An 11,352-nucleotide genomic window follows, 5' to 3' on the forward strand; every position below is an offset into this window, starting at 1 on the left:
GCTGAGCAAAGAAACTATACAAGTGATTTGCCTTTTCAGTTCAAAAAACTCTTCCATCAAAATTCAGGAGGTGAAACTCAAAAATGAGTGAAGCAATTATCGCAAAAAAAGCAGCAATCGTTGATGAAGTAAGCGAAAAATTTACAGCAGCTGCATCAGTAGTAGTCGTTGACTACCGCGGATTAACAGTTGATGAAGTAACACGTTTACGTAAACAACTTCGTGATGCTAACGTAGAAATGAAAGTTATCAAAAACTCAATTCTTTCACGTGCAGCTAAAAAAGCTGGCCTTGAAGGCATGGACGAAGTATTCACTGGACCTACAGCCGTTGCATTCAGTAACGAAGATGTAGTTGCACCAGCGAAAATCATGGACGAATTTGCTAAAGAAGCAAAAGCATTAGAAATCAAAGGCGGTATCATCGAAGGTAAAGTATCTTCATTGGAAGAAATCACAGCATTGGCAAAATTGCCAAATCGCGAAGGACTTCTATCTATGTTGCTATCTGTACTACAAGCGCCAGTCCGCAACGTGGCTTACGCTGTCAAAGCAGTGGCAGACAAAGAAGATGGAGATGCAGCTTAATTGCCGCATAAAGTATTAAATAAAAAAGAACATTTAAACGGAGGAAATTATAATGGCATTGAACATTGAAAACATCGTTGCTGAGTTAAAAGAAGCAACTATCCTAGAACTTAACGACCTAGTTAAAGCTATTGAAGAAGAATTTGGCGTATCTGCTGCTGCTCCTGTAGCTGTAGCTGCTGCTGGTGGCGCTGCTGCTGCTGAAGAACAAACAGAATTCACTGTAGAATTAACTGCAGCTGGAGACCAAAAAGTTAAAGTTATCAAAGCAGTTCGTGAAGCAACTGGCTTAGGCTTGAAAGAAGCTAAAGCTGTAGTTGATGGCGCTCCTGCACCAGTTAAAGAAGGCGTATCTAAAGAAGAAGCTGACGAATTGAAAGCTAAACTTGAAGAAGTTGGCGCATCTGTAACTGTTAAATAATTTTTTAACTATTTAAAAGCACTGAGATCCTATCTTGGATTTCGGTGCTTTTTTGTTTTTATGTTAAACTATTATTTAATGAATATAGTTTTTTTCAGGAGGTAATATGAAAAAGAAAAAAATCCGATTGATTTTGATCACGTTGGGAATCGTTCTGATACTGATGGTGGGCTATCGGTTGTATTTGGAATACCAGACAGATATACAATTATTTTTGAACCCGAAAGCAAGTAAAGCACAGCTACTGGCTCATATCCGTTCTCACGGATTTTTCGCAGGGCTTCTTTTAGTCGTATTAACGGCAGTGATGTGTGCTGTTCCCGGTATCCCTACTTCGGTTATTGGTGTCATTGCCGGATTGAGCTTTGGTCCGTTCATTGGGGCAGGTATCAATGTTTTAGGGAATGCTCTGGGCAATATCTCCGCTGTGTTTTTGATGCATCGATTGAAGTTTTTAGACAAGAAAACTGAAAAAAATCATTGGGTGCGATCCATTCGGCAAATGAGACATCCAAAAATAGGCGTAATGTTAGGTTACATGATACCGGTGATCCCATCTTCTATGGTCAATTTTGCTGCAGATGCGATGAAACTGCCTCTTCAGCAAATCGTAATGTCGATCGTGATTGGAGTCATCCCTTCATCTGTGTTGTATGCGTGTGGTGGAGAAGCTCTGTTTCACGGATATAACAAAACTGCAGTCACGTTGGTTGCAAGTGTTACTGTGTTAGTAGGGTTAGTTGTCTTCATTTATAAAGATCGTAAGAAAAAACAAGGAAAACAAAGACAAAAATAATAAGTATGGCGAATAGTTGTATTTTTCTATTTCCAATCTTTTCCATAAGTTGTAAACTAAGATAGGAAATGGGGGAAATCAATGGAGAGTAAAGAAAAAACATCTTTAACAACATCGCTTATTTTATTATTATCAATCACTTGCGGCGTCGTTGTTGCTAATATGTATTATATCCAGCCGATTGGAACAAAAGTAGCAGCTAGTTTATCTGTTAGCACAAGTGCAGTCGGGATATTGACAATGCTGACCCAGTTAGGCTATGCACTAGGGCTACTGTTTTTAGTTCCTTTAGGGGACGTGGTGGATCGTCCAAAATTAATTATACGAATGGCAGCGTTATCTGCTATCTCGCTGTTGGCCGCTTTTTTTGCGCCTTCGTTTACGTTATTTGCATGCGCTTCTTTTTTAATAGGATTACTTTCGATCGTGCCGCAAATCATCATTCCTTACGGTGCGGTACTAGCGGGACCAAAAGCAAGAGGAAAAGTCATGGGAACATTGCTTAGCGGTTTACTCTTGGGGATTTTGCTTTCTCGGACGGTATCTGGTATTGTTGCCAGTCTTTTTTCTTGGCGGATGATCTATTTATTTGCTTTATGTGCCGTCGGGATTCTTACACTTCTGCTTTACTGGAAGATGCCGCGTTCTGTCCAGCAAAGTAGTACATCTGTTTCATACCTTGATTCACTCAAAAGTTTGCCGCATTTAGTTGCCTCTCAACGTTTATTAAGAGAAGCGGCAGTCAGCGGATTTTTTATGTTTGGCACATTTTCGATCTTTTGGTCTACGTTGATTTTTTATATCAGCAGTCCCGCTTACAATTGGGGGACTTTTGAAGCAGGGATATTAGCGATTTTTGGGTTGTCTGGAGCAGTCGCTGCACCTATCGTGGGACGACTGGCAGATTCTTATTCTGAAAGAAAAATTGTATATATGGGACTTGTTATGCAAACAATAAGTTTTATTGCTTTATTGGTTGGCGGAAGCCATTTGGCCATTTTGCTTTTAGCTATTATTTTATTAGACGTCGGGAATCAATTTGGTCAAGTCGCCAATCAAACACGAGTACAAGGACTAGGTGAAGCAGCAAGCAACCGAAATAATACTGTATTTATGTTTATGTACTTTATTGGAGGTGCGGCTGGTTCATTGCTAGGGACGACCATGTGGCAGCAGTATGGTTGGTTAGGTGTAACGGTTAGCGGACTTGTTTTTCAGGGATGTGCGTTTTTCTTTCAATTCGTTGTTTTTCGAGAGAAAAAAGAAAACTGAACAACAAAAAAACTGATGATCATGCTATCATCAGTTTTTTTGTCTTTTTGTCTCATTATTTTGGCTCGATCTCAATAACTCGTTGAACAAGATCTTGATAAAATTCTTGTTCATGAGAGACGATGATCACCGTTCCTGGAAATTTCTGAATGCCATCTTGTAAGCTTTCTTTCGTTTCTTGATCAATATGGTTCGTCGGTTCATCGAGAATCAGTAAATTACCTTGGTTCATTGTCAACTGTGCAAGTTTCACCTTGGTTTGTTCTCCACCACTTAATGTAGTGAGAGGTTCGCTTGCTAATTGATTGACTAGTCCAGCTTTAGCTAATTGGCGACGTAATTCTTTGATAGTTGCTTTTGGAAATTGACTACTTAAGTATTGTAGTGGTGTTTCTAATGGATTTTCCCAGTACAGATCTTGTGAAAAGTAATTGATTTTTGTGTTATCTGGGAAGTGGAAATCGCCACTTATTTTTTCGATCTCACCAATCAATGTTTTTAACAAAGTAGATTTCCCAATCCCGTTGAAGCCTCGAATGGCAATATTTTCACCAAACCGGATGGTCAAATTGATGGGTGCAAGTAGCGGTCGATCATAGCCGATGACTAAATCAGTTGTTTCCACTGCCAACGTCGTGACAATAGGAGAGAATGGAAAATCAAAGACAGCTTTACTTGCTGAAGCGGGAGGTGTCAGCCGTTCGATTTTATCTAATTGTTTTTGTCGGCTTTTTGCCATCGTTGATCGGGAACCGGCTTTGTATTTCCGAATATAAGCTTCGGTCTTTTCGATTTGTTTTTGTTGAGCATGATATTGGCGCAAATAGCTTTCGCGATTTTGTTCCTTTTGTTTTAATGCTTGTTTTAGATGGCCAGTATACTTAGTAATCTTTCCAAACTCGATGTCTGCGATATGGGTGGTGATCTGATCAAGAAATTCTTGGTCATGGGAAATCACGATATACGCACCGTCAAAATCCTGAAGAAACTGCGTCAGCCATTGGATATGCTGATCATCTAAGTGATTGGTTGGTTCATCTAAGATCAGAACATCTGGGTTTTCTAAAAGTAGTTTTGCTAAAATCACCTTTGATCGTTGTCCACCACTTAGATTTTTCAACAGTGAATCTAAACCTAAGACATCGATTCCCAACCCGCTGCTCATCTCAGCAACTAAGGTGTCGATTTGATAAAACACTCCTTGGTCTAATTCCGTTTGGAGTTTCCCAGCTTTTTCCAGCAAGGAATCATCGAAGGTCTCGCTATATGTTTGGTAAAGAAAAGCAATTTTTTCTTCCTTTTCGTATTCTTTTGCGTACGCAGTTTTTAGAAATTCTTCGATCGTTAATGTTTCATCGACTTCTACATATTGATCGAGGTAACCTTTATGAATATTTTTTTGCCAATGGATCTGTCCGTCATCTGGCAGGATCTCACCAGTGATGATTTTAATCAATGTACTTTTGCCGGCTCCGTTTTGTCCGATCAGCCCAAGATGTTCGCCAGCGTTTAATTGCAGATCGACTCCTTCATAGAGGATTTTATCGCCGAACTGCTGGGTGATGTTGTTTAATGTCAGTATACTCATAATAACTCCTTTTTCATAAAAAAACTGTAGACATAAAGCGTCCACAGTGAATCAAGTGCTTGGTTTTCATGCAACATGGATTGTTTGATTGAACCATCTTATGAAACCTAACACGGATGCCCTTTTGTTGTCAAGAAAATGAAAAAAATAGAATTTGGTCTATACTGATTATTGTAAAAAGAAAAAAAGAATGTTATAATTGGGCTATACCAAAACACAAAGGAGCAATCACTATGGAAATCATTCGTGTAAAAAACGCTGAAAAAGGCGGAAAAAAAGCATTTGAAATCATCAAAGAAGGTATGAACAAAGGTGCAAAAGTCTTAGGATTGGCAACAGGAAGCACACCAGTTACTTTATATAAAGAAATGACTTCAAGCGATTTGGATTTCAGTGAAATGACTTCTGTAAACTTAGATGAGTACGTTGGACTAGGTGGTTCAGATGAACAAAGCTACCGCCATTTCATGGATGTCCAATTATTTGATAAAAAACCATTCAAAGAAACATTTGTGCCAGATGGGAAAGCAGAAGATCTGGAAGCAGCATGCAAAAAGTATGATCAAATCATCGATGCTCATCCAATCGATATCCAAATTTTAGGAATCGGGCAAAATGGACATATCGGTTTCAATGAACCTGGTGCTTCATTTGACGGAACAACTTCAGTAGTTGATTTGACAGAATCAACGATCAATGCAAACAAACGATTCTTTGATAAAGCAGAAGATGTACCAACAAAAGCTGTTTCAATGGGAATTGGCTCGATCATGAAAAGTAAAGAAATCGTCTTGATGGCGTTTGGCGAAAGCAAAGCTGATGCAATCAAAGGGATGATTGAAGGACCTGTAACGAATCATTTACCAGCAAGTGTATTGCAAAACCACGACAATGTCGTTGTGATCATCGATGAAGAAGCAGCAAGTAAATTGTAATTTACAAAAGAGGCTGGGACAGAAGCGTTTAACTCCAAGAAATAAGAAGGAATTCACGAAAATTGCTTTTCAAATTTTTGTGAATTTCAGCTTATTTCCGAAGGAGTTGCTTCTGCTTCCGCCGTTTACACATGTTTAGAGCGTGAGACAAAAGTTTTTCTTTACTTTTGTCCCACGCTCTTTTTCGTAAGAGGTAAAAATTGCACTTTTTTTGTCTGCTCCTTTCAGACATGATATATTGGACAGGAGGGTGTTTAGATGAATGATATGGTATTGACAATTCCAGAGATTATTTTACGTTTAGGGATCGCTATGCTATTTGGCGGAGCAATTGGCTTTGAGCGACAATATAAAAATCGCCCAGCAGGGATGCGTACACATATTTTAGTTTGTATGGGAGCATGTATCATTGCATTGATCCAAGTCGAGATCGCTAGTGGAGCATTAAGAGATGCTTTAGCGTATCCACAGCTTGCTGGAACGATCCGTTCAGATGAAGCAAGGCTGATTGCTCAAGTAGTGAGTGGCGTCGGTTTCTTAGGTGCTGGAACGATCATCGTCACGAAACAATCAGTGACGGGACTTACGACTGCCGCTTCTTTATGGGCTATTGCCGGATTAGGGATCGCCATCGGCATGGGTTACTATTCCATTGCGATCATCAGTTTTATCGGGATTGCTATTGCACTCACAGTAGTGAAACGCGTGATCCATGTACCTACGACTAAAAAGTTAGAAATCCAATTTATCCATAGAAAAGAAACCAAAGATTTTCTTACCGATTATTTTGAAGAGAAAAATATCGTGATCGAAGATGTGAATTTTGATGTGAAATTCGTTGATGACTATCGTGTATATAAAAATATATATACGATCGATCTTCCTAAAGGACTCACTTATGCCGATGTGATCGAGGAATTGTCCGTGCACAAAAATATCACAAAGCTGCATTTAGTCAGTATTGCGCAATAAACGATCTGCCCAAAACGATTTTTATTTTGGGCGGATCGTGTTTTTGTTGAAGTACTCTTCTGATCAGTATAATACCTTTCCTTTTTTATTTTGTTTTTTTTAAGCAAATGAAAATCTCAGCGCGTAATTCTTTGTTAAATGATAAAATAGAAGTATCAAAGGAATTTGGAGGAGAGGTATGCAATCACGTTTTAAACAATCAAAATTATTTTTCTGGACAGTGGAGCTAGTACTCACGATCGTCGGCGTGTATTTTATTTTACAAATGCCGAATATTTTTAGTCCAATATTGAAAATGCTTTCGGCTATTTTTTTGCCGTTGCTTGTGGCTGGTTTTATCTATTATATGTTCGATCCAATCGTTGTTTTTCTCGAAAAGCATCGGATTCCGAGAGTGTTCGGTTTTTTATTGACATTTTTGGTCGTGATCATTTTAGTTGTTTTGACTGTCATGAATGTAGTGCCTCAGTTAGTGGAGCAGACGATTCAATTGACTCAGAGCCTGTCAATCTATGCAGATGAAACAAGCAAATGGTTAAATGAATTGGCGCAGCGAGAAGAGTTTAAAAATTTCAATTTGGAAGAACAATTAGCATCAGCGAATTTATCTCTCAGTAATTTGTTCAATATCATATTGGTCAGCTTATCTGCAAGTGTCACTAAAATCATTTCATTCATGATGCAATTTTTTATTTTGTTATTTACCGTTCCATTTATCTTGCTGTTTATGTTTAAGGATGGACACAAATTTATTGATGCGTTGTCTCATTTTTTTCCGAAAGCGATTCGTAAAGAGTTGCGCCAAACAGTGAAAGAATTAAATGAAACATTGTCTGCCTATATCAGCAGTACGATCTTAGATGCTTTGATTATTGGTGTGATGAGCTTTTTGGCAATGAGAATATTCAATCAGCCTTATAGCTTATTGCTTGCGGTCATTTGCGGCATCACGAATATTATCCCATATGTCGGCCCTTTTATTGGAGCAGTACCAGCAATCATTGTCGGTTTGTTTATCTCTCCATTTCAAGCTTTGTACATGGCGTTGTCGATTCTAGTGATCCAACAATTAGATGGAAATTTGATCAAGCCGTTGTTGTTTGGGAAATCAATGAATATCCATCCACTGACGATCATCTTGGTATTGATTGGAGCAGGAAGTGTCGCAGGAATATTAGGCATGCTGATTTGTATACCTGTCTATGCAGTCATTAAGACGATAATATTAAATATCCGGAAAATCTATTTATTGAGAAGAATGGAACATGTTTCTGAAAAGTTAGATAGTCCAAAAGTGCTGGAAGAAACAAGTGAATAAGCCTATTTAAAAGGGGATCTTAGCGTTCATTTTATTTAGATGTATGCTGAGATTCTTATTTATATGATCCAGTGGATGCTTTTTTATAACCTAACCGTTCCGTCCTGTTTAGGGTGGACGAATTAACAAATCATGGGGTAAATATTGTTTACTGGAAATGGCTCAAAGGTATATTAGATTTCTTTCATTTTAGATAGAGTAAGTAAAAAGAAGAAATCACAAGAAATGCTTCCAAGAGAAAACAATACTAAGTGTGCTAACATATTAAGTTTTGATTATCCTGCTTTCTCACTCATTTTATTTTCATCTCACTCAGAAGTCTCTCCTGAAACCGATTTTCTACCATGGTATCCTAAAGAAAAAGAATTCGGAGGGTTGTCATGAATCAGTTAAAACAAAATCTATTTTTGACGCGGCGCGATTTCGAAGAAGCACTAGAGGAGATGATTCTGCCTTTAAAACAGGGACTATTCAATAGTGAAAAACCAGGAGTACGTCTAGGGAGTAGCGGCGCTGTTTATGACGAGAAGAGAGCAGAGATGGAGGCATTTATTCGTCCATTATGGGGACTGGCACCTTATTGGATGAATAATGGGACGAAAGATGAGTTGAAAGACATCTATCGAAAGAAAATCTTGAAAGGGATGAATCCAAAAGATTCATTTTATTGGGGAGATATTAACGATTATGATCAATATATCGTAGAAATGGCAGCGTTATCTTTGAATCTGTTATTGAATCGAAACTATTTCTTTGATGAACTGTCAGGCACTTCCAAACAACAGTTGATTCATTGGCTAAAACAAGCCTTAGATAAAAAAATACCTAAAAATAATTGGACATTTTTCAAAATTTTGATCCGAATCGCTTTAAAACATTGTGGTGAATCATTAGATAAAGAAAAAATGGAAGCAGAATTACGCTTTATTGACACGATGTATGTAGGAAAAGGCTGGTATATCGACGGTAAATCTTCGCAAAAAGATTACTATGTTCCTTTTGCTTTTCATTATTATGGATTGATTTTTGCCAAATTAATGAAAGATGACTTTCCTGAATGGTCAGAAAAATTCATCGATCGTGCAAAAGAGTTTACGAAGGACTATATTTATTATTTCGATTCCGATGGAGAAGCGTTACCTTATGGACGAAGTCTCATCTATCGATTTGCACAAGGTGCTTTTTTTTCTGCATTGATTTTTGCAGAAGCGGAAGCAATCCCTTGGGGTCAGATAAAGACGCTTCTTTCCAACCATATGAAGCAGTGGATGACACACGATATCTTTACTTATGACGGACGGCTATCCATTGGGTATCATTATGAGAACCTTGTGATGGCAGAAGGTTATAACGCACCTGGGTCTCCCTATTGGGCATTAAAAGTATTTTTATTACTAGCAACAAAAAAAGAACATCCGTATTGGAAAGCCAAACCTGAACCAGTCAATACCAAAGAGAAAAGATTGATTGATAATGGAAATATGCTTTTGTGTCAGGCAAAAGAAGGAAAACATGTACTTGGTTATCCATATGGTTTGATGATTGAGGGCCAAGCGCATGCCCCAGCGAAGTATAGTAAGTTTGTCTACTCTACTAAATTCGGCTTTAGTGTGCCAAAAGCGGGAATCACATATGGAGAAGGGGCATTTGATAATACATTAGCTCTTTCAAGAGACGGTGAATATTTCAGGACAAAGAAAAAGGTACGAAGTAGTGAAGCAACAGAGACTTCTGTTATGTATGAATGGCAACCATTCCAAGAAGTGCTGATCCAAACAGAAATTTACCCATTTGGTGAATGGCATGTTCGATTCCATGAGATATATACGACGATTCCTTTAGAGATAAGAGAAGGCGGATTTAGTCTTTTGGTAAAAGAACCAGAAATAACTTTGGCGAAAGACTGTGCAAAAATAAAAGAAACGCATGTGTCTCAAATCATTGCAATCGAGGGGTATGAAGAAGCAGGGATTCAGGTGCTAGAACCAAATACTTCTGTATTCTTTCCAAGAACCAATCTTCCCTATTTGAAAAAGAAAATCGAACCTGGTACCCATCGCTTTATTTGTTTAGTTGGCGGAATAATAAATGGAGGAGAAAAAAATGATCCAAATTGATCTAAAAAATAAAAATAATCAAGTAGTTATTGGCAAAATCGATCACGAGAAAAAAGAAACCGCATTTTCTGCAAATGGAGAAGAAATAGCAGTTTTAGCAATCAAAAATCACACATATGAAGTAGGAGACAAACTGGTCATAACGAAAGAGAAAAATGATCACTATTTTGTTGTGCAATTAGATGAAACATTGGCACCGACACTTCTTTATATTCCAGAGAAGAAATGGGAATATGTGATTCCGCTAGAAGAAACGAAAGCTTCAGTAGAGACGGGATTTCGTTCAAAAAGACATCACATATATGTTCGTAAAGCCTATGATTTTGAAGTGGAAAGCTATCGGAATGTATCTACAAACCCTCATGATCAAAAATTGTTCAGTGGAGCATATCCACATGCATATGCTAATGTAGAGACGAGAAATGATGTGACTTTTTTTGCTAAAAATGCGATTGACGGAAAGTTTGGTAATCGCTCACATGGATCCTATCCATTTACTTCTTGGGGAATCAATCAGCAAAAAGATGCAACTTTGACGATCGACTTTGGACGCTCAATCCAAACCGATCGAGTAAATCTTTTGTTTCGAGGAGATTATCCACATGATAGCTATTGGACAGAAGTTTCTATTTGTTTTTCTGATGGAGAAACAATAAAAGTAGCAACAACAGATACGCTTGAATTTCAATCGTTTTACTTTCCTGAAAAAATGACGAGTTCAGTTACTTTGAAAAATTTGAAAAAAGCAGAAGATACGTCACCATTCCCAGCATTAACACAAATTGAGATTTTCGGACGAGAAGTAATCACTTGTACTTGATTAAGAGAAATAATGATAGAAAAGCTATTCACTATAAAAGGGAATCCGTTTTGAAAATCGAATAATGATTTTCGTAGGACTCCCTTTTTGTATAAGCTAATTTACAGGATGATTATTTTGAATCGTTCATGACAAATCTTTTTTTATTGGTTGATCTGAAAAAATCAATGTATCAATCGATATACCTTCTGTTTCAAAAATAATCACTTCATTTCTGCCTTTTTTTAGTACATCTTTTGGACAATATAGTGATAAAACAGGCCCATGATTCCAGTACCTCCCAAGATTGAATCCATTGATGATGACGACCCCCTTACCATATAAAGAACAATCGATATAAGTATCTGCTTCTTCAGCAAGATCAAACTCAAATTGATAAAAAACATACTAAGATTAGAGGGGAACATCATTGACGAATGATGTTCTCCTCTATTTTCTATTTTTAGATTATAGTGAAGAGTGAAAGAAAGTTCGAACAAAGCCTTGAGGACTACGAGTCCCTATCAAAAACCGAACTTCTTTACTG

General features: G+C 37.7%; 10 protein-coding genes and 1 pseudogene. 9 read left to right on the forward strand and 2 right to left on the reverse strand.

The genetic code is table 11. The annotated features are described in order from the left end of the window. Positions 1-83 precede the first annotated feature (83 nt). From rplJ to KFO35_RS08135, 4 genes are all read left to right on the forward strand, one after another. On the forward strand, positions 84-587 hold the full coding sequence (rplJ, locus tag KFO35_RS08120) for a 50S ribosomal protein L10 (RefSeq protein WP_002291634.1): 504 nt from the start codon (positions 84-86) through the stop codon (positions 585-587). 52 nt (positions 588-639) lie between these two features. Then, positions 640-1,008 carry a 50S ribosomal protein L7/L12 gene (rplL, locus tag KFO35_RS08125; RefSeq protein ID WP_002291633.1) on the forward strand — a complete coding sequence of 123 codons (369 nt, stop codon included), beginning with the start codon at positions 640-642 and terminating at the stop codon, positions 1,006-1,008. 106 nt (positions 1,009-1,114) lie between these two features. Next, positions 1,115-1,804, forward strand: a complete 690-nt coding sequence (locus KFO35_RS08130; RefSeq protein WP_002291632.1) for a TVP38/TMEM64 family protein — start codon at positions 1,115-1,117, stop codon at positions 1,802-1,804. Positions 1,805-1,885: 81 nt separating this feature from the next. After that, on the forward strand, positions 1,886-3,076 hold the full coding sequence (locus KFO35_RS08135) for an MFS transporter (protein ID WP_070704436.1): 1,191 nt from the start codon (positions 1,886-1,888) through the stop codon (positions 3,074-3,076). A gap of 55 nt (positions 3,077-3,131) precedes the next feature. Here KFO35_RS08135 and KFO35_RS08140 read toward each other — a convergent pair whose 3' ends face one another. Then, positions 3,132-4,664 carry an ABC-F family ATP-binding cassette domain-containing protein gene (locus tag KFO35_RS08140; protein WP_002290558.1) on the reverse strand — a complete coding sequence of 511 codons (1,533 nt, stop codon included), beginning with the start codon at positions 4,662-4,664 and terminating at the stop codon, positions 3,132-3,134. 233 nt (positions 4,665-4,897) lie between these two features. Here KFO35_RS08140 and nagB point away from each other — a divergent pair, with 233 nt between their 5' ends. The 5 genes from nagB to KFO35_RS08165 all read left to right on the forward strand — a co-directional run bounded on the left by nagB (position 4,898) and on the right by KFO35_RS08165 (position 10,826). After that, positions 4,898-5,599 carry a glucosamine-6-phosphate deaminase gene (nagB, locus tag KFO35_RS08145; protein ID WP_002315673.1) on the forward strand — a complete coding sequence of 234 codons (702 nt, stop codon included), beginning with the start codon at positions 4,898-4,900 and terminating at the stop codon, positions 5,597-5,599. Positions 5,600-5,857: 258 nt separating this feature from the next. Continuing rightward, positions 5,858-6,571, forward strand: a complete 714-nt coding sequence (locus tag KFO35_RS08150; protein WP_002290559.1) for an MgtC/SapB family protein — start codon at positions 5,858-5,860, stop codon at positions 6,569-6,571. 178 nt (positions 6,572-6,749) lie between these two features. Next, positions 6,750-7,889 carry an AI-2E family transporter gene (locus KFO35_RS08155; RefSeq protein ID WP_156272415.1) on the forward strand — a complete coding sequence of 380 codons (1,140 nt, stop codon included), beginning with the start codon at positions 6,750-6,752 and terminating at the stop codon, positions 7,887-7,889. Between the two features lie 380 nt (positions 7,890-8,269). Then, the gene (locus tag KFO35_RS08160; protein ID WP_130624802.1) at positions 8,270-10,006 is read left to right on the forward strand and encodes a DUF2264 domain-containing protein; all 1,737 of its coding nucleotides are present in this window, start codon (positions 8,270-8,272) and stop codon (positions 10,004-10,006) included. Then, positions 9,993-10,826 (forward strand): hypothetical protein, encoded by an 834-nt coding sequence (locus tag KFO35_RS08165; RefSeq protein WP_002290562.1) that lies wholly within the window; start codon positions 9,993-9,995, stop codon positions 10,824-10,826. The genes KFO35_RS08160 and KFO35_RS08165 overlap by 14 nt, the downstream gene beginning before the upstream one ends. A 126-nt stretch (positions 10,827-10,952) precedes the next feature. Here KFO35_RS08165 and KFO35_RS14165 read toward each other — a convergent pair. After that, positions 10,953-11,207 (reverse strand): annotated as a pseudogene (locus KFO35_RS14165) (beta-galactosidase); the annotation flags it as partial. Positions 11,208-11,352 lie beyond the last annotated feature (145 nt).

The sequence above is a fragment of the Enterococcus lactis genome (assembly GCF_015751045.1).
GTDB classification, from domain to species: Bacteria; Bacillota; Bacilli; order Lactobacillales; family Enterococcaceae; genus Enterococcus_B; species Enterococcus_B lactis.

Bases quoted from the DNA above. Each gene is read 5' to 3' on its own strand.
- rplJ (WP_002291634.1), top strand. From the start codon at position 84: ATGAGTGAAGCAATTATCGCAAAAAAAGCAGCAATCGTTGATGAAGTA.
- rplL (WP_002291633.1), top strand. From the start codon at position 640: ATGGCATTGAACATTGAAAACATCGTTGCTGAGTTAAAAGAAGCAACT.
- KFO35_RS08130 (WP_002291632.1), top strand. From the start codon at position 1,115: ATGAAAAAGAAAAAAATCCGATTGATTTTGATCACGTTGGGAATCGTT.
- KFO35_RS08135 (WP_070704436.1), top strand. From the start codon at position 1,886: ATGGAGAGTAAAGAAAAAACATCTTTAACAACATCGCTTATTTTATTA.
- KFO35_RS08140 (WP_002290558.1), bottom strand. From the start codon at position 4,664: ATGAGTATACTGACATTAAACAACATCACCCAGCAGTTCGGCGATAAA.
- nagB (WP_002315673.1), top strand. From the start codon at position 4,898: ATGGAAATCATTCGTGTAAAAAACGCTGAAAAAGGCGGAAAAAAAGCA.
- KFO35_RS08150 (WP_002290559.1), top strand. From the start codon at position 5,858: ATGAATGATATGGTATTGACAATTCCAGAGATTATTTTACGTTTAGGG.
- KFO35_RS08155 (WP_156272415.1), top strand. From the start codon at position 6,750: ATGCAATCACGTTTTAAACAATCAAAATTATTTTTCTGGACAGTGGAG.
- KFO35_RS08160 (WP_130624802.1), top strand. From the start codon at position 8,270: ATGAATCAGTTAAAACAAAATCTATTTTTGACGCGGCGCGATTTCGAA.
- KFO35_RS08165 (WP_002290562.1), top strand. From the start codon at position 9,993: ATGATCCAAATTGATCTAAAAAATAAAAATAATCAAGTAGTTATTGGC.